Source organism: uncultured Brachyspira sp. (assembly GCF_944393015.1).
GTDB lineage: Bacteria > Spirochaetota > Brachyspiria > Brachyspirales > Brachyspiraceae > Brachyspira.
The window spans coordinates 1-19,632 of the sequence record NZ_CALXYQ010000055.1; the positions used below are offsets into that span (position 1 = coordinate 1).

At 27.3% G+C, this 19,632-nt stretch carries 20 protein-coding genes; 12 read left to right on the forward strand and 8 right to left on the reverse strand.

The features are described 5' to 3' along the window. The 4 genes from Q0K19_RS13140 to Q0K19_RS13155 form a co-directional block, all read right to left on the reverse strand. Positions 1 to 464, reverse strand: a 464-nt coding sequence (locus Q0K19_RS13140; protein WP_297248691.1) for an AAA family ATPase, incomplete at its 3' end; no start/stop codon positions are given. A gap of 2 nt (positions 465 to 466) precedes the next feature. Further along, positions 467 to 661, reverse strand: a complete 195-nt coding sequence (locus Q0K19_RS13145; protein WP_014487488.1) for a hypothetical protein — start codon at positions 659 to 661, stop codon at positions 467 to 469. A 124-nt stretch (positions 662 to 785) separates the two neighbouring features. After that, positions 786 to 1,754 carry a radical SAM protein gene (locus Q0K19_RS13150; RefSeq protein ID WP_297248694.1) on the reverse strand — a complete coding sequence of 323 codons (969 nt, stop codon included), beginning with the start codon at positions 1,752 to 1,754 and terminating at the stop codon, positions 786 to 788. A 643-nt stretch (positions 1,755 to 2,397) separates the two neighbouring features. Further along, on the reverse strand, positions 2,398 to 3,546 hold the full coding sequence (locus tag Q0K19_RS13155) for a M20 family metallopeptidase (protein ID WP_297248696.1): 1,149 nt from the start codon (positions 3,544 to 3,546) through the stop codon (positions 2,398 to 2,400). 157 nt (positions 3,547 to 3,703) lie between these two features. Here Q0K19_RS13155 and Q0K19_RS13160 point away from each other — a divergent pair, with 157 nt between their 5' ends. From Q0K19_RS13160 to hprK, 9 genes are all read left to right on the forward strand, one after another. Beyond that, on the forward strand, positions 3,704 to 4,576 hold the full coding sequence (locus tag Q0K19_RS13160) for an Rpn family recombination-promoting nuclease/putative transposase (protein WP_297248698.1): 873 nt from the start codon (positions 3,704 to 3,706) through the stop codon (positions 4,574 to 4,576). Positions 4,577 to 4,981: 405 nt separating this feature from the next. Continuing rightward, the gene (locus tag Q0K19_RS13165) at positions 4,982 to 5,740 is read left to right on the forward strand and encodes a uracil-DNA glycosylase (protein WP_297248700.1); all 759 of its coding nucleotides are present in this window, start codon (positions 4,982 to 4,984) and stop codon (positions 5,738 to 5,740) included. A gap of 73 nt (positions 5,741 to 5,813) precedes the next feature. After that, on the forward strand, positions 5,814 to 6,572 hold the full coding sequence (locus Q0K19_RS13170; protein ID WP_297248727.1) for an ankyrin repeat domain-containing protein: 759 nt from the start codon (positions 5,814 to 5,816) through the stop codon (positions 6,570 to 6,572). Between the two features lie 67 nt (positions 6,573 to 6,639). Then, the gene (locus Q0K19_RS13175) at positions 6,640 to 7,476 is read left to right on the forward strand and encodes a hypothetical protein (protein ID WP_297248702.1); all 837 of its coding nucleotides are present in this window, start codon (positions 6,640 to 6,642) and stop codon (positions 7,474 to 7,476) included. 75 nt (positions 7,477 to 7,551) lie between these two features. Next, complete coding sequence (locus tag Q0K19_RS13180; RefSeq protein WP_297248705.1) at positions 7,552 to 10,842, forward strand: DUF4132 domain-containing protein; 3,291 nt, start codon at positions 7,552 to 7,554, stop codon at positions 10,840 to 10,842. After that, complete coding sequence (gene rpoN / locus Q0K19_RS13185) at positions 10,835 to 12,145, forward strand: RNA polymerase factor sigma-54 (protein WP_297248707.1); 1,311 nt, start codon at positions 10,835 to 10,837, stop codon at positions 12,143 to 12,145. The genes Q0K19_RS13180 and rpoN overlap by 8 nt, the downstream gene beginning before the upstream one ends. Positions 12,146 to 12,161: 16 nt before the next feature. Further along, the gene (raiA, locus tag Q0K19_RS13190) at positions 12,162 to 12,938 is read left to right on the forward strand and encodes a ribosome-associated translation inhibitor RaiA (protein ID WP_297248708.1); all 777 of its coding nucleotides are present in this window, start codon (positions 12,162 to 12,164) and stop codon (positions 12,936 to 12,938) included. A 40-nt stretch (positions 12,939 to 12,978) separates the two neighbouring features. Continuing rightward, entirely contained in the window at positions 12,979 to 13,443 is a 465-nt protein-coding gene (locus Q0K19_RS13195; protein WP_297248710.1) for a PTS sugar transporter subunit IIA, read from the forward strand. Then, complete coding sequence (hprK, locus tag Q0K19_RS13200; RefSeq protein ID WP_297248712.1) at positions 13,443 to 14,408, forward strand: HPr(Ser) kinase/phosphatase; 966 nt, start codon at positions 13,443 to 13,445, stop codon at positions 14,406 to 14,408. The genes Q0K19_RS13195 and hprK overlap by 1 nt, the downstream gene beginning before the upstream one ends. On the opposite strand, the gene Q0K19_RS13205 is transcribed toward hprK, so the two are convergent. Both Q0K19_RS13205 and rsmH read right to left on the reverse strand, forming a co-directional pair. Then, on the reverse strand, positions 14,402 to 14,740 hold the full coding sequence (locus tag Q0K19_RS13205) for a septation ring formation regulator EzrA (RefSeq protein ID WP_297248714.1): 339 nt from the start codon (positions 14,738 to 14,740) through the stop codon (positions 14,402 to 14,404). The two genes, hprK and Q0K19_RS13205, sit on opposite strands and share 7 nt — an antisense overlap. Before the next feature lie 14 nt (positions 14,741 to 14,754). Then, positions 14,755 to 15,657: a 16S rRNA (cytosine(1402)-N(4))-methyltransferase RsmH gene (gene rsmH, locus Q0K19_RS13210; RefSeq protein WP_297248716.1), complete on the reverse strand. Its 903-nt coding sequence runs from the start codon at positions 15,655 to 15,657 to the stop codon at positions 14,755 to 14,757. Positions 15,658 to 15,801: 144 nt separating this feature from the next. Here rsmH and Q0K19_RS13215 point away from each other — a divergent pair, with 144 nt between their 5' ends. From Q0K19_RS13215 to Q0K19_RS13225, 3 genes are all read left to right on the forward strand, one after another. Further along, the gene (locus Q0K19_RS13215; RefSeq protein ID WP_297248718.1) at positions 15,802 to 16,332 is read left to right on the forward strand and encodes an HdeD family acid-resistance protein; all 531 of its coding nucleotides are present in this window, start codon (positions 15,802 to 15,804) and stop codon (positions 16,330 to 16,332) included. Between the two features lie 79 nt (positions 16,333 to 16,411). After that, on the forward strand, positions 16,412 to 16,630 hold the full coding sequence (locus Q0K19_RS13220) for a (2Fe-2S)-binding protein (RefSeq protein ID WP_014488343.1): 219 nt from the start codon (positions 16,412 to 16,414) through the stop codon (positions 16,628 to 16,630). A gap of 20 nt (positions 16,631 to 16,650) precedes the next feature. Then, entirely contained in the window at positions 16,651 to 16,830 is a 180-nt protein-coding gene (locus tag Q0K19_RS13225; RefSeq protein ID WP_297248721.1) for a (2Fe-2S)-binding protein, read from the forward strand. 68 nt (positions 16,831 to 16,898) lie between these two features. Here Q0K19_RS13225 and Q0K19_RS13230 read toward each other — a convergent pair whose 3' ends face one another. Next, complete coding sequence (locus Q0K19_RS13230) at positions 16,899 to 17,816, reverse strand: transketolase family protein (RefSeq protein WP_297248723.1); 918 nt, start codon at positions 17,814 to 17,816, stop codon at positions 16,899 to 16,901. A gap of 58 nt (positions 17,817 to 17,874) precedes the next feature. Continuing rightward, positions 17,875 to 18,672 (reverse strand): transketolase, encoded by a 798-nt coding sequence (locus tag Q0K19_RS13235; protein ID WP_297248725.1) that lies wholly within the window; start codon positions 18,670 to 18,672, stop codon positions 17,875 to 17,877. Positions 18,673 to 19,632 lie beyond the last annotated feature (960 nt).

Sequence of the window (19,632 nt, forward strand, 5' to 3'; positions counted from 1 at the left end):
CTGTAAAGATCTGTAAGAGCTGTAATTTCAGGATTGGCAACAAGTATTATATCATCAGACATCTCATAGAAACGCATCATAGGCTGAGTAATACCTGCAGCATAATCTATAATAACATAATCATATTCCTGTGATAATACTTTTAAATCTTTAGCTAAATTCGATAAATTAAAATCATTTTCAAACTGAACAAATCTCTGTATATTAACTCCGGCACTGATAACATCTATACCATATTCGCTTTTTATAACGCAGTCTTTTAATGTCAAAGTACCCTCAAAATATTCCTGAAGTTTAGACTGTGGTTTTACATGAAGTAAAATAAATACATTTGAACAGTTAATATCTATATCGAAAACTAAAACTTTATATCCTCTAGAAGCCAATTCTGCAGAGAAATTAACCGAACATAAAGTTTTGCCTGCACCACCCTTTCCGCTAGAAAAAGATATTATTCTTCCCATAATTATTGTCCTGTATACAATTTTAATACTTGAGCCACTTTAAGACGAACATTTTCATCCCAATCTAATATATGCGGCTTTAAAGCTTTAATTACAGTAATTTTATCGGAATTTTCTACATTTTTTGCCAACTCTTCAAGAGCCTCAAGTCTTTTTTCAACCTCTTCGCTTTCTAAAAGTGCAAAAATTTCATTCATAGTTTCTTCCTTAAAATCTAATAAATAATACTATACTTAGTATATATTATACATTATATGATATTTTTGTCAAAAATAAAACTTATTTAATTAAATTTAAAATATAATTGTATCAATATGTAAATTACTGCATTTCAAAAGGCTTTTCTTTAGTAAAATCAGGATTATAATTGTCAGAGCTTTCCATTTCTTGAACAAGTAAATTTTCAAATCCCAAATCCAAAGCATAATCAACCAAATCATCATACTCTTTTTTATATAATTTTCTGTTTATGCTTTCAAAATTGCAGGCTTTAAATTTAGGATTATACTGCGACATCAAAGATATTGTAGTATTTAAAAAACCTCTCTCTTTAAGTTCTATCAATACATCATAAGAATCTGATTCATTATTTGGAAGTATCAAATGCCTTATTATTATACCTTTTTCAGCAATGCCTTTTTCATTAACAATTAAATCGCCTACTTGTTCTTTCATTATCTCTATTGCATTTATTGCAGTATTAAAATAATTTTCAGCCCTAGAATATTTAAAAGCTTTATCATCAAAAACATATTTCAAATCAGGCAAATATATATCAACAATACCGTCCAAACAATCCAATAATTCTTTAGTATCATAACCATTAGTATTATAAACTATAGGAAGATTAAGCCCTTTTTCAAAAGCTATCTTTAAACCTTTTAATACAGGATAAATAACATGAGTTGCACTTACAAGATTAATATTTTCTGCACCTTGTTTTTCTAAATCTAAAAAATAATCTGCCAATGTTTCAATATCAATTATCTCACCTACTCCGTCAGAACTTATTTGATGATTCTGACAAAACACACAGCTTAAATTACAGCTTGAAAAAAATACCGTACCGCTTCCGCCTTCACCTACAAGCATAGGCTCTTCACCGAAATGCAAAGTATGGGATGCGGTTTTTATATGATTGGTATCTTCAAAAATTTTGCATCTTCCTATTTTGTTTTTATTGCGATTAACATTACATATATGTCCGCAGCAAATACACTTGTCATAAAGAAGTTCTGCCTTTACTAAAGCTTCATCTATATTTTTTAAATGTTTTTCATTATAGTTCACAGTATAATCCCAATATTTTTTATATACTAAAAATTTTTAAGTTTGTTAAAAACATACTTTTAAATTTAGGTTATTTGTGGGGACTAGCCCCCACACCCCCAGTTCTTTTGCGACCGAAGGAAGTACCTTTAGGTATGTCACAGGCGAAGCCCGCCTGCGGCGAGAACCAAAAAGACTGCATTTGAAGAAGTTCATCTTCGTTCTGCATGCCTGCGACAAGATGTAGTCAGAATATAATTTTTATTTTATTTTTAAAGAAAACTTAACAATATTTTATACTATTAATAAAATTAAAATTATATTCATAAATAAGTCAAAATTGACAAAATGTAATTGTTTCAGTATATACCTAAACAAATATACTTTGTCAAAAATAAATTTATGTTTTGGTTTTATATTTGGGGCTTTGCCCCAAACCCCACTTCTTTTGTTGCCACAAAGAAGCAAAAAGGCTGCATTTTTGACTTAAATTTAGTAATTTATCTTACATGTAAAATATAATTAGTATGATTTAACACTAATTTTATATTCGCACTTTTTGGTTCTTTTTGCGGCGGGAAAAAGAACAACAAAAAATTGATAAACTTAAAAAATTTTAGTATAAATTAAAAATAATATTTTTTTAATTAATCAAATTTTATTATCATTTATTGTTTTCTAAATATTTAATAGCCCATTCGCTCATCAAAACAGGAGGCTGATATAATTTTGATTCATCTATCTCAAATTTACTATTATGATGAGGTATATTCTTTTCTGTCATAGTAGAAAATAATATAAAAGCTCCGTCAATCTTCTCTAAATAATCAGCAAAATCTTCACCTGCCATTGATAAACTATAATGAGATGCTTTTTTAAATCCAAGATCATTACAAACTTCATTTAACTGCTCATATATTTTTGCATTATTAACAACAGGTGCCCCTCTTCTTTTTATAACAACTTCAGCCTTAGCTCTGTTAGCTGCTGCAATAGATTCTGCCACCTCTTTTATTCTCTCTGTTATAAATGCTCTATTCTCTTCGCTGAAAGTTCTGAAAGTACCTTCAATATTTACTTCAGTAGGTATTACATTATACTGAGTTCCTCCATGCAGCATACATATAGATATTATAACAAGATCTGTTGCAAGTATCTCTCTGCTTTTTATATTATAAATACCCTGCACTATTTGGCTTGCTGTAAGCATAGGATCAATAGAAAGATGAGGATATGCTCCATGTGCACCTTTTCCTATAACTTTAATAAATACTCTGTCATTAGAAGCCATTAAAGGACCTTCCTTCAATATAAACTCTCCGCTTGGCGTATCAGCAGACAATGTGCCTATATGAGTACCTACTATAGCTTTAACTCCTTCAAGAAGTCCGGAATTAAGCATATTATGTGCACCTACTGCCAATTCTTCTGCAGCCTGAAATACTAATCTTACTTTTCCTTTTAATCTTGATTCATTTTCTTTTAAATAATGAGCAGCACCTAAAAGACATGCAGTATGTGCATCATGTCCGCATGCATGCATATTACCATTTTTAGAAGCGTATTCGCATCCTGTTTCTTCCTGTATAGGTAAAGCGTCCATATCGGCTCTTATAGCAACCACATTATCGCCACTTCCTATATCGCAAACTAATCCGCTGTCAAGTGAAGATTCTTTATAAGAAAGTCCTAATTCTTTTAATTTATTTATAACGTAATTTTTTGTCTGAGGAAGTTCTGTACCAACTTCAGGAATTTGATGCAGATCTCTTCTCATAGAAACTATAATATCATTTAATTTTTTGTAATCCATTTTATCTGCCTTAATAATTATTTTTTAATAGTATATAGATATTAATTATTAAGTCAATAATAAATGAAAATCATTTAAATAAAAATTTAAATGATTAAATAATTTCATATAACAATAAAAATCTTTACATTTATAATTAATTTAGTATAATAAAGTTATGAGAAGTATTAATGTTTTGAATGACTATTTTATGCGTTATATGTTTGCCAAAGAAGGACATGAACATATTTTATTAAATTTAATTAATGCAGTAAGAACTGATTACAATCAAGAGCCTTTTGAGGAAGTGAAAGTACTTAATACTTTTAATCTGAAAGAAACAGTTAATGATAAACAATCCATAGTTGATGTAAGAGCAATTACTAAGAGCGGTGAAACTGTGTTAATAGAAATACAAAGAGTTGGAAATCAATCTTTTGTTTATAGAAGTTTATACTATTGGGCTAAAGGCTATATATCTAATTTAAGAAATAATGAAAAATATAATGATTTGAAACAGGTAATAGTAATTAATATATTAGACTTTAATTTGTTAAAAGATATAAACAAAGAACATAGCTGTTATGTCATTAAAGAACTTGAAACAAATCACATACTAACTAATCATCTAGAAATGCATTTTCTAGAACTTCCTAAATATTTATCTTCAAATTCTAAATTGACAGATGAATTATATGCTTGGTTTTATTTTCTAACAATTAAAGAAAAAAGAGAAAAAATGGAGGAAATTATGGAAATGTTAGTTAAAAAAAACCCTATAATGAAAGAAGTTTATGATGAATATAATAAATTTGTAAATACAAAAGATTTATTTGAAAATTATTCAGAATATGAGAAGAATTATTTTGATATATTGGCATTAAATGAAGAAAGAATAAAAGGAAGAGAAGAAGGTCTTAAAGAAGGAATAGAACAAGGCGAAAAAAATAAAGCAATATCTATGGCAAAAAATATGAAAGCTAGAGATATGGATTTAAATCTTATCAGTGAATTAACAGGCTTGAGTATACAAGAAATAAAAAACTTGTGAGTGCCTGACATTCGTAAGAATGGCAGGAGCTATTTACGAACAAGTTTTTTATGTATAAATAAGAATAAAAAAATTATGAGCGTATGCTAAATTTATTTAGCATACCCTTTACCGAAGGTACGCAGAGCGAGCGAATAATTTTTTTATGAATATAAATAAGAAATAGAAAACCTATAATAAAAATAAAAAATACATAATATTTTTTATACTATCTATTAGGCAATATGCATAGTTAAATTTGAAGTCTAATATAGAAATTCATAAAATTATTAAAAATAAGAAATCTTTAGTATATATACATAATCAGTTTATAAGTTAATTAATAAATAAAAAAATTTTTAATAAATTCCATTTTATTGTATAATACAAATAATGTTTTAAAAATGATATTTAGGATTTATTAATATGAACAAAATAGAAAACTATTTTTTACAGCAGAATAAAATAAAATTCTCAAATGTAGTTTGCTCTCAGCATAATAAAAAAATAATATTAAGAAATCTAAAAAAAGCAGTGAAAGCAGTAAAAAAAGAAAAAAAAGATATTAATGATAAAGGCATAGAATCAATGAAAGAAATACATAATGAAGAATTAAAAAAGATATACAGTGAAGTAGAAAAATGTATGAAATGTGAGGCTTTATGTAATAGCAGATTAAATGTAGTATTCGGCAGAGGAGATGAAGAACCTGATATAGTGTTTGTCGGAGAGGCACCTGGAGCTGACGAGGATAAACAAGGACTTCCATTTGTTGGCAGAGGCGGAAAATTATTGGATAAATGGATTGAAAGAATGAATATCAATAATAAAAAATACTATATTATGAATGCTTTGAAATGCCGTCCTCCTGAAAATAGAGACCCTTTGCCTGAAGAAAAAGCTAATTGCAGAGATTATTTTGTAAATCAGTTAAAAATACTTAATCCTAAAATAATATGTGCATTAGGACGTCATGGTTTTGGTAATTTAATAGATTTTGATTTGAAAACACCTTTTGGAAAAGCTAGAAATAAAGTGCATTACTACAATAATAATGGAAAAGATGTGCCTGTAATAGCAACTTACCACCCTGCTTATATTTTAAGGAATCAAAAAGAGGAAGATAAAGTTATATCCGATTTGGAGTTTATGCTCAGCGAATTAGAAAAAATTGAAAATAATTAAAATAATTTTTATTAATAGGAGTCTACTATTGAAGAAATATTTTATTTTAATGTTAATAATATGCAAATGTCTAATGCCTAATTCATTCGACAATATAATAGATGCAGCAGATTATGAAACTTATGAAAATATAGAGTATTCCAATATTCCAAAAAAGCCAACTATATTCGATTATATAAATCATCAAAATGAATTATCTGATATTATAGAAAGAATAAACAAATATTTGGATAATAATGGAGATATAAACGCTGTAAATAAAAATGGCAATACTCTTCTTATGGAAGCTGTAGCTATAGGGTATTATGATTTAGCTGATTATTTAGTAGAAAAAAAAGCTGATATATCTATAACTAATGCTAATGGAGAAAATGCTTTAATACTTTCCGCACATTATCCATATATAATGAATCTTCTTATAAATAATAATGCTGATATAAATACTGCTGATAACAATAGTAAAACAGCATTACATTATGCATGCGAATACGGAGATTTATATTCAGTAAAACTTCTAATAAAGAGCGGTGCAGATATTAATAAAAAAGATATATTAGGAAAAACTATTCTTATGTATGCCGTTGAAAATGAACATCTTTTATTAATAAAGTATTTAGTAGAAGATTTAAAAGTTGATATTAATGAAAAAGATGATTGGGGTCAGAACGCTATGTTTTATGCCACAAAAATAGATATAGCAAGGTACCTTATTTATAATGATATGAATTATACGGATGTTAACTCAATAGGTTTGAAACCTTATGAAGTTATGAAATATAATGGCTATATAAATGTATCAAATTATCTTCAAAAATTAGAAAAAAGGAGATAACTGACAAAAAATACCTTTAAGTATTTTTTTTATAAACCGAGAATATTTACAGTATATTGGAGTTTATATGAATATCAAGGTTATTTTACTATTTATTACTATAAATATGCTTCTTTTTCCTCAATATCTGTCTTTAACTAATAATAATATATTAGTTAATATAGGTGAAGGAAGAGTTGACTATACTACATATACAATATATGCGGATGCAACAGCTGATTTTGTTACAGATACTCGCTTACACCCTGAAGCATTATTAATATTGCAGCAGCAGGCTGAAGAAGAAACTATGAAAACTTTATATGACACATTAGGAAATATACCTATAGACAGTGAAGATAATATATACAGCATAATAGAAGAAAATAGATTATTGAAAGAAAAAGTAGTAAATTCTATAAATAATGCTAGATTAGTTGGTATATCATACCCTACAAGAACAAGTGTTAAAGTACTTATGGCATTAGATATAATAACAAATAATCTTATGTCAGATTTAATAAACAACATACATATATATAAACCTGAACCTATAGTAACATATTTTGATGCCGGTACAGATTATGACAGTCTTGTTATAGATGCCAGAGGTATAGGTTTTAAGCCTTCATTATTTCCTACAGTATATGATGAAGATGGTAATGAAATATATAGTTTAGCTTATATAAATAAAAACATTGCCTCTACAAATGGATATATTACATATTCTACTAATTCTTTCCTTACTAATCAGAATATGACAAATACAATAGGAAAAAAACCTTATAATATTGTAGCATGGAGATCCAGAGGCAGACTTTCAAGCGATTTAGTTATAGGAAATGAGGATGCAAGTATAATTATGAGCAGTCCTAACCTAAAAAATGCTATAAAAAATTGTAAAGTTGTATTTATAATAGATTAATTTATTATATTTTTATTATTCATTTTTTTTTCAAAATATGGTATAGTATCTATTATATTTTTAGGGTTATTTCTTATGAGTATTATAGATAGTTATATAGATGATATTTTTAAAAATCATCCGTATAAAGATGATATAAAAAAATATGTCAATAATGAAAATGATAATATAAATTTCGATACTGAAGAAACAAACCTGACTATTTCAAATAATCGTTCAATATATTCAAATCTGTTAGAGCTATATGCCAATGATAAGCAAAATGAAAGTTTAATTAGATTATTCAAAGTTATATCTATGCAAAAAATAGAAAACATATATATTTTTGAAATGCTTGTCATTAATATAATATCCGGTATGAGTATAAAAGATGCATTATTAAAATGCATCTCTATAAAAAAAATAAATGATTGGAACAGAGATTATAAAAAATATTCATACAATGTAAATCCTATTTCAAATGAAATAATGAATGCTAAAATTAATATACTCATTTATTATTATTATGCTGAAAAATATTTTCCAAAAGAAACTAATGAATATATGGAAAATATATGCTCATCAAATATAGATGATATTATAAATGAATATGGAGATAATATATTAATTCCATTGATGGCTTTAACTATAAAGATATATTTTGGAGATTATAGTAAAATATCTGCTATATTAGAATATTCACAAAAAGTAAATTATTTAGATTCTATAATTTCTCTTTTTATTATTGTAAATATAGATGATAATATATCAAAAAGATTCAAAGAATTAATAGAAAATAATATGCTTAGCGGAAATGAGAATTTATTTATCAGCTTAGCATATATGATAAAATTATTTTTCCTAACAAGAAAGAATTATAGTGAAAAATTTAAAAATAAAAGTTTTGATGATTTTATACATGATCTTGTAGATTTTAATATACCAAAATATTTTATCTTTCTTGTAAAATATTTGGATACAAATTTATCAATTAATTCAAATAAAGTATTTGAAGGAATAAAGAATTTATATAGCAAAGATAAAGAATCATTTTATAAACTTTATGATATATTAAAAAAAGTTGAAATACCATACATTATAGAAATGAAATCAGTATTAAATTGTGTTCTTCTGAATGCCAAAGATGATAATGCTGATGTTACAGTGCTTGATAACAGCATAGAATATTTCATAGAAAACATTAAAAAAGAATTAGAAAAAATATATGATATAAAATCTGATAATATATTTGAATTATTAGAAAATGAAAATATAGATAAATATGATTTGTCTGTTAATCTCAGCAATGAATTAATATTTACGACAAAAATCGTAGTTCTTATGTATGATTATAATGAAAAAGCAAGAAAAATTGTACGTGCTTTACTAAAATCATTGCCTTATAATTTAGCTATACCATTGATGATTAAAGACAGAAAAGAATTTTACAATATAAAATTAAAAGAGATATTGGATTATTTACAAGGGTATGATTTAGATTTGAAAGATTTAATAATAACATATCTATACACCTACCCTATTTATATTTTCAGCACTAAATATATATTAAAACTAGTTACTAAAAATGCTGATTATACAGTAGAAATGTTCCATGATAAAACATTTTTGAAAGCAGCTTCATATAAAAGTTATGCTCTAATAGATTTCTTAGAACTTCTATACAAAAAAGACAAAGCAGGATTCACAAACTATTCTGCTATTTGCTATGTGCTGCATTTAAAAAATAAAGATATAATAAACTGTGCCTTAAGTTTGATAGAAGAAGATGAATACAATTCCAGAGCTTATGTTGAAAATAGTATACATGCCTATAGAGAAGATGTGCAGTTTGAATTGAAAAAGATAATAAAAAAATGGAATTACAGAAGAAAAGGATTTAAATTCAAAACTTTAGATGATATAAATCAGTATATAGATGATTATTATGAAGAAAGTTACGAACATTTAATTGACTTTATAGATGAATCTTTAATATCCGATGCAGTTTTAAGAAATGACAAAAATATTAAAGTTCCTGTAAAAGTTATTAAGTATATACTCTTAGAATATATGTTTCTTAAAGAACCTTATAGAATAAAAGATATAGACAGAATGATAGATTTATTTGATATGAATTCTATAAGAAGCACATTTGAAAACGTATATAAATATTGGACTGATAATAATTGTGAAGAAAGCAAAAAGAATATTATTCTGCCTTATTGTATTTATGCTGACTATAGTCAAATAGTAAATTTATATGATAAAATAGAATATTGGCAGGAGAACTTTCAATCATCTTTAGCAGCATATATAATACCTGCAATAGCAATGAACGGCGAAAAATTTGCCTTGATGATAATCAATAATATTATATATACTTCTAATAATAAAGTAGTAAAAAATGCAGCTATAGGTTCTTTTGAAAAGGCAGCAGAATGTTTAAATATACCTGTTGATAATTTATTTGATAAAGTTCTTCCTAATTTAGGTTTTAATGTAGAGAGAAATAAAATTATCAATTATGGAAAGCAGCAATTTACACTTCAATTATTAAGCGATTCATATTTAGAAATAATAGATAATGAAAATCATAAAATATTGAAAGAACTTCCTGATGCTGTAGAAGGCGATGATGAAAGAAAAGTAATAGAAGCAAAAAAAGATTTAATACATATAAGAAATTCATTAAAAGCTATAATATCATATCAGACAGATAAGCTTAGAAAAGTAATGTTTAATGCAAGAAAATGGGATTATGAAACTTTTTTTGAAGTATTTGTAGAGAATCCGGTTATGCAGTATTTTACTCTTGCATTTGTTTGGGGAATATATGATGAAGATGGTCATTTAATAGAATGCTTCAGATATATGGAGGATGGTTCTTTAATTTCTATAGATGAAGATTTATACGAGCTTCCTAAAAATATAAAATATTATATAAGTTTATATCACCCAATTGATCAAGATGAAGATTATCAAAAAGTTTGGACTTATCAATTAGAGCTATATGAAATAAATCAGCCTATAGAACAAATTAAAATAAAAAGATATATATTAAATGATAATGATGTAGAAAATGATTCTATAATCTCTCTAAAAGGACAGAAATTATCATTAGAATATATGGAAAAATTATCCAAAGAATTGGATATGAAAACAGAATATTTTGATGAATATGTATCTTACTATATGGCAGATAATGTTTTAAAAATAATATGCGAAATTAACTGCAGTATATCTGATGAAGACATGATAATAGATAGTATAAAATTTTATGAATTAGAAAAATATAATAAATTCGGAAGAGTGATTTCTCCTTTTGATATAGAAAGAAGATTTATCAGTACAATGATTTATTATTTATCTTTAGGTTTTTATGATTAATAATTCTTTATCAGCAAATACTTCTATAAGAACTGCAATAAAAAATGATTTAAGACTCAATTATCAAACTAGAGTATGGCTTGATGTTATAGCATTGCCTGCTATAGAGCTTAAAGAAAAAATACAAAAAGCAATGGAAGAAAATCCGTTTTTAGAATATGATTTCAATGATAATTATTCAAACTCTTCTTCTTCAAAAGCATCAAGCGATATTAATTCTATAATAGAAAACACAGTAGAAAATAATAAAGAAAGTTTATTTTCACATTTAAAAAGTCAAATAGACATTACATTTGATGATAAAAAAGAAATAGAGCTTGCAGAACAAATATGCAGTTTTATAAATGAAGACGGATATTTAACCATTGAAAGCGGAGAGATATCAAATATATTAAATACAGATATAAAGGAAATAGATAAAATAATTTCTATAATAAAAACATTTGATCCTTATGGAGTTGCCGCTAAAAATATTAATGAATGTCTTTCCATACAATTAAAGATGAAAAAAAAAGAAGCTGATGACAAAGATATATATGATATAGCAATAAACATTGTAGAAAATTATTTAGATGAATTATCAAAAAAAAATTATGATAAAATAGCTTTAAATTTGAATATAGAAGTGAATACCGTACTAAAGGCTTTGAAATTAATACAAACATTAGAACCCTATCCTGCCAGAGAATATGATACATCATCTGTTAAATATATAGTACCTGAATTATTTATTTTTAAAGAAAATGAAAATTGGATTGTAAAAACAGATGAAACTTTTATCCCACACTTGAAAATTAGCAAAAAATATATTAAACTATTAGATAGAGAGGAAAGTAAAGATAACATAAACTTCTTAAAAGAAAAAAAGAAAGAAGCTGAAAGCCTTATAAATGCATCTAATGATAGAAAAAAAACTTTATTAAAAATAGGCGAAGCTCTGCTTAAATTTCAGATAAATTTCTTTGAGTATGGAAAAGAGTTTATGAAGCCATTAACTTTGAAAGATATGTCTTTAGAGGTGAATTTAAGCGAATCCACTATAAGCAGAATAGCTAATGGCAAGTATCTTAACACTGTTTGGGGTACATTTTCTATAAAATATTTTTTCTCTAGGGCCGTAAATGGCGGGCTTGGTTCTAGAGGTGTTAAAGAAATTATAAAAAGAATTATAGAAAACTCTCAGGCAAAACTAAGCGATGAAAAAATCAGACTCATACTTAAAAGCGAAGGTATTGATATTTCAAGAAGAACCGTAGCTAAATATAGAAAAAGTATGAATATTTTTTCATCAAGAAACAGATAAAACAAAAGGAGATTTTATGCATCAAAATATCATTGGAAAGAACGTAAGAATCACTAAAAATGTTAGAGAACATATAGCAAATAAGATGCAAAATATAAAAATACATGCTGATAGAATAATAGACGCCAATATTATCTGCGACTATATGCATGGTGAATATACTGTACAAGGCACTATAGCTTTCGGTAAAAAAGTATTTCATGATAAAGAAAAAGAAAAAGATTTATATGTAGCAATAGATGCTATGTTTCAAAAGATAGAAAGAGAAATAAGAAAATCAAAAGAAAGAAATATAGACAGAAGTCAAAGAGCTGTTGTAGATAAATCAGTACAGACAGAAGAAGATGATGATGCTTATTCAATCAATTCTGTAGGAATATACGAAAAACCTTTAGATGAGCTTGATGCTGTATTACACTTTAATAGCGATAAAAAACCTTATATGGCTTATTTACCTATTAAACAAGGTGAAGATTTATTCAGCATAAAAATAGGAAAATTCCCTGTATTCTTGTTTAAAGGCAATGATAATAAAGTACTTGAAGTATACAATAAAGATGAAGAATATTGGAACATTGATGAAGTGAGTGTAACTCCTGATAATCATATAGATGCAAGTAAAAGCGAAAACTATTTGATAAAAGAATACAATGTAAGTGAAGCTGTAAATTATCTTACAGAAAACACTGATAAAAAATTTGTTGTTTATATAAGCAGCATAACAGAACAAGCAGAGGCTTTATATAAAGAATCTGATAATTCATTTGTTCTAATAAGAATGTTTGATATTTAATATATTTATTATATAATTAACCATTTTGGAGGGTTTGATAATGAGTTTAATGGATTACATAAATAAAGATTCTATAATGATAGATGTTCAGGAAACTGACAAAGAGCGTCTTCTCTCTAAAATGGTTGAGCGATTAGATGAATGTAAATTACTTGTCAGTAAAGATGATGCTGAACATGCTATTATGGCTAGAGAACAATTAATGAGTACCGGTGTTGGTAATGGTATAGCAATACCTCATGCTAAAACAGATGCTGTAAAAAGTATTGTACTTAGTGTGGCAACTATTAAAAACGGTATCAATTATAAATCTGTAGATAAGAAAAAAGTATTTGCAGTTTTTATGCTTCTAGCCCCAAAAACTTCAGCAAGTGAAAATTTAAAAGTACTTACTGCAATAGCTAAAATATTAAGAGACAATCCTCATTTCTTGGAAAAACTTATAAATGTTGAAAAACCTGAAGAGATTATGGAACTCATTGCTAAAGAGGAAATGAAAATATAATGCCTAAAATAAGCGTATCTAAATTCTTAGAACTTAATGAATTAAGAAATAATACTCTCAAAATAAGACGTTTAACAGGTCTTATAGGAATGGAAAATGACATACTAGGTTATGATATAAATAGACCTGGTATGGCTTTGTTTAAATATTTCAAAGATTTTGCATACGAAAGAATACAAATATTAGGAAAGGGTGAAGCTAATTATATCATCACTTTAAACGAAGAAAATAAAATAGATGTATTTGAAGAAATGCTTAGTTATAAGATACCTATATGCATATTTACCTACAATATAACTCCTCCTGAATCATTCATAGAAATAGCTAAGAAAAATAATATATGTGTAGTAATAAGCGAATTAAAAACATCTGATATGATTAGAGGTATAGAATCCTTAATAGAAGAAGAATTTGTTGAATCTTTCACTATACATGGCGGACTGGTAGAAGTTTTCGGTGTAGGTGTTTTAATTCTAGGTAAAAGCGGAGTCGGAAAAAGTGAAGCTACTTTAGAGCTTATATCAAAAGGACATAGACTTATATCCGATGATACAGTTGAATTCAAAAAATTAAAAGACGGCAGAATAATCGGAAGAAAAAATGAATATATAAAACATAATATGGAAGTACGCGGAATTGGAGTAGTAGATATAAGCAGACTTTCAGGTATGAGTGCTATCAGAGATAAAAAAAGACTTGATTTAATAATAGAACTTGAACATTGGAAAGATAATGAACAATATGACAGAATGGGATTAATCGATAAAACTTATACTATATTAAATACCGAAGTACCTTATCAAAAAATACCTGTTCGTTCTGGAAGAAATGTATGCATACTTATAGAAACTGCTGCTAAAAATTACAGATTGAAACAGATGGGATATAATAGTGCTAAAGAATTAGATAAAGCTTTAATAGCACAGATAGAAAAAAAGAGAACAGATTCTACAAATAATTATTGATTGTTATTATTTTGATCTTCTATTTTTAGATAAAGTATATCATTTTTATCGCCGCTTACAGAAGTAAATCCATTTATTATAGCTGTTTCTATAAATCTATTAGGAGATGAATATTCTGCTTCCTCTGCACTAAGAACTTTAACCTCTTTTTCTAAACGTTCTATTTCATTATCTAATTTTGATAATTCTATGAGTATTTCATTAGCCTTAACATTCCTAGCAAATGTAAAAATACTTATCACTATAACAAATAAGATCATAACTATAAAAAGCGAACCTATAGAATAAGTTTTCTTTTCGTTTTTATCTATATTTTGCTTATTTTCATTCATATTTATCTCCAAAATTACAGCTTTTGAGCTATTCTCATCTTAGCACTTCTGCTAGCAGGATTAGATTTTATTTCTTCATTTGTCGGAAGTTTTACTTTATTATTTAGAAGTTTAAATATGCCGTCTTTATTCTTAGTTTTCTCATTTTCTTTAAAAAATCTCTTTATTATCCTATCTTCTAAAGAATGATAGCTCATTACTACAACTACCCCGCTTGGTTTAAGTATAGAAGGTATATTCAATATTGATTTTTCAAGTATATTAAGCTCATCATTAACTTCTATTCTTATAGCCTGAAAAACTAAAGTTGCTGGGTGAATTTTTCCGTATCTTTGAGATTTATCAGTATTATGAAATATTATATTTTCTAATTCTCTTGAAGTTTCTATTTTTCTTCTGTTTCTCTCTTTTATTATAATATTAGCCATTTTTCTGGCATTGTTCATTTCTCCGTACTCTCTGAATATTCTCTCCAATTCTTCTTCGCTATATCCATTTATAACATCATAAGCACTTTTTTCATTGAGTCCAAGCCTCATATCAAGTCTTACATTATCTTTAAAAGAAAAACCTCTTTCAGCTTTTTTGAAATGAAATAAAGACACACCCAAGTCATAAAGCATAAAATCGACATTTCCAATTATACTATCATCAAGCTCTTCAATCATCTTATCATAAGTATTATTATAGTAATGGAACTTGTCATAATTTTTAAGTCTTTTTTTAGCTATTTCAAGAATGGCTGAATCTCTTTCAAAACTATGAACTTCAAGATTTAAATCAAGCATTGCCTTAGTATGTCCGCCCTCACCTAATGTGGCATCAACAACTATTTTTGCATTCTCTGGTATGAAGCTCAAAACTTCTTTAAGCATAACAGGTGTATGCACTATCTCTAATTCTTCATTATTATCCATTTGCAAATATTATCGGAACAATTAACATTAAAATAATTTCAATAAAAAATTAATTTAAAAATACTACAGATTTTTATATTGATTTTTTTATACATTTTATTATCATATATAAATTAATATTTATCAAATAAAGGAGTTTTTTATATGGGAAAATTAGGAAGAGTTCTATGGCTCATTTTTGGCATTCTATTAATAATATCAGGAATAGCTACATTATTTAATCCAATAGAAACTGTTTTGATGTTAGCTTATATAATAGGATTTTTGACAATATTCTCAGGAATAAGTGCTATATTCTATTACTTTAGTTTAAGAGATAAATCAGGTTCTACTTTAATTTTATTGGATGGTATAGTATCAACGATATGCGGTATTATAATTATTTCTAATCTACAAATAAGCGGTGCATTTGTACCGTATATGGCTGCTTTCTTTGTAATAGTAAGAGGAGTTGTTGCTATATCTTCTTCTATTGAACTTAAAAAGTTCGGATATAATCAATGGGGACTTTCTATGTTCAGCGGAATACTTACTTTGATCGCAGGAATAATTTTAACTTTCAACCCTATACTTGGTGCTGTTTATGTTAGCGTAGTACTTGGAATGGCTTTAATACTATATGGAATAATAACATTACAATTATGGTTTGCTTTTGGTAAATTCTTTAAAATATAAAATTATACAGATAAAGATGTATTGATTTTATTTACTAATATTGTTAAAATAAATCAATTATTAATATGGGAGAAAATTTATGTTTGAAAAGAATTTAAATAGCACTATATGCTTTTGTAAAAATATAAAATATAAAGAAGTTATTGATGCAATCAAAGAAAATAACTATACAACATTAGAAGAAGTTATGCATCATACAAAAGCCGGAATTACCTGCTGGAGCTGCAGAGGAGATATCAAAGACTTATTGGAAGAATACAAAAAAACAGGAAAAATATTAAGTATAAAAAATCAATAATAAAATCGGAGATATATAAATTGTCAAATAATGATTTTATATGCAAATGTAAAGAGCTTTCTCTTGAAGAGATAAAATCTTTAGAAAAAGAATACGGCATAAAAACATTAAAAGAACTTGTAAAACATACCAAAGCAGGAACAGAATGCGGGGGATGCAGAAATAAGTTGAAAGAAATGTTTAAATTCAATTTAAAATAATGTTATAACATATAAAAAAGGAGGGTATAAAAAATACTCTCCTTTTTATTATGCAATCAAATTACTAATTATTTAATAATATCATATATAGCCTTTGCATTAAGACCATATTTATTAATAAGTTCTTCAACTGTTCCTGATTCACCGAAAGTATCTTTTATACCAACTCTTATAAGTTTAGCAGGATATTCATCCGTTAAAACTTCAGATATAGCAGAACCAAGTCCTCCTATTATAGAATGCTCTTCAACACTAATAAGTTTTTTATGTTTCTTAGCCATCTCAACAACAATTTCTCTGTCTATAGGCTTTATAGTATGAACATCAACAACAGTTACAGATATTCCATCTTTTTCGGCCATTTGAGCAGCCTCTAAAGCCTCTGACACAACTATTCCGCAGGCAAATATACATACATCTTTACCTTCTCTAAGTACATTAGCTTTTCCTATTTTGAAAGGAGTATCCTGATTTGTTACTATACTAGTATTAGGTCTTGCCATTCTTAAATAGCATGGACCGTCAAATTCAGCAGCAGCAAATACAGCCTTTTCAGCCTCAATAGCATCACAAGGTACAATAACTGTCATATTTGGTACAGAACGCATTAAAGCTATATCTTCAATACTTTGATGGCTAGCACCGTCTTCACCAACTGATATACCAGCATGAGTAACTGCAACTTTAACATTTAATTTAGGATAGCAAATAGAGTTTCTGATAATTTCAAAACCTCTTCCTGCTCCAAACATAGCAAAAGTTGAAGCAAAAGGTATTTTACCTTCAATAGCAAGTCCTGCAGCTGCTCCCATCAAATTTTGTTCGGCTATTCCCATATTAAAAAATCTATCAGGAAAAGCAGATTTAAAAAGTTTTGTCATAGTAGAACCTGATAAATCAGCATCCAAAACTACAACATTTTTATTTATTTCTCCAAGGCGTTTCAAAGCCTCGCCATAAGCATTTCTTATTGCCTTTTTTTCCATAGTAATTATTCCTTAATATTTTATAACTTAAATATTTTAAATTCTATAAAAATTTTCATTAATCAAGTTTATTCAACTCTTCCATAGCCTTTTCATATTCTTCTTTATTAGGAGCTTTTCCATGCCATCCCACAGCATTTTCCATAAATGATACTCCTTTACCTTTAACTGTTTGAGCAATTACACATTTAGGCTTACCAGATACTTTTTTACCAAATACTTCTTCAAGTTCTTTTTCATTATGTCCATCAACAACGAATGTTTCAAAACCGAATGCTTTCATCTTAGCTTCTAAATCACCTAAACTCATAACTTCATCATTCTTACCATCTATCTGCAATCCGTTATGGTCTATAATAAGAGTATAATTATCAAGTTTATAATTAGCAGCAGCCATAGCAGATTCCCAGAAACTACCTTCCTGAGACTCTCCATCTCCAGCTATAACAAAAACTTTAGCATCTTTTTTATCTAATTTATACCCTAAAGCAACACCTAAAGCTATACAAACACCTTGTCCTAAAGAACCTGTAGAAGCTTCGATACATTCTAAATTCTTTCTGGAAGGGTGACCTTGAAGTCTTGAACCTAATTTTCTATAAGTTAAAAGCTCCTCTGTTGGGAAAAATCCTCTATGTGCTAATGTAGAATAAAGCACTGCAGAAGCATGTCCTTTAGACATAATAAATATATCCCTGCCATCCATTTTTGGATTTTTAGGATCAATATTCATAATCTTAAAATATAAAGTATGCATTATTTCTACCAATGATAAAGAACCGCCTATATGTCCAGAATTGGCATTATAAACCATACTTACTATATCTTTTCTTATTTGAGTATTTAAAGAAGACATAATAATTCCTTATTTAATATAATTTTGTTTAATGATACAATGCAAAAATATTATTGTCAAATAATGTTTTTATTTCAAAGATAGTTTATAAAGTTTGTTATAAAATTATTTAATTTATAAAATAGTTGAAAAATAGTAAAAAATGTACTATCATATATGCATCAGTTCTTTGACATATCCATTTCGCACGAGAGTGTTATTTTTTGATAATTACATAGAAAATGACTTGATAATTACATACCCGGGCGAAAGTAAAGCGAATTTACAAACAAGATTGATAATTACACAATGAGTTTAAAAACATATAGAAGAAGAAACTAGTTTAAAAATCTCGTATTGTAAAATAATATTACTAAATTTTTACAAAAAATTTAAGAAAAAATTACGGTTTTTAAACTCATTCCCCGAAAGGGGACGAAAACTTTCCATTTATTACCTCGCTGTAACTAGTTCGCTTTCTTGTTTTTAAACTCATTCCCCGAAAGGGGACGAAAACTTTAATGCTTTACTAATATTTCCATCGACTCTTTCATTATAGTTTTTAAACTCATTCACCGAAAGGGGACGAAAACTTGAGAATTTAATTCAGATTTTACGGTATCTAATAAATTGATAGTTTTTAAACTCATTCCCCGAAATACCGCAAGGGTACTTCCTTCGGTCTGCACGCTGTGTGCCTTCGGCACCAAGTAGGCTTCCTACGGTCTGCACGCTGTGCTCCCGTTGGTCGGGGGACGAAAACTTTTGTTCATAAAGAACTCCTTGTAAATTTTTTTTAAGTTTAGTTTTTAAACTCATTCACAAAATATTTAAGGCTAATTTTGACAGTACATAAGTTTGGGTAATTAGTGGGTAATCAGCCGCACCTATAGTGGACTATCTTAAATGTTTGGTTATGCGGTGCGGGAAGCCACGCGGCGAGCGTTTTTAAACTCATTCCCGCTTATTGTCTTTTGGCAA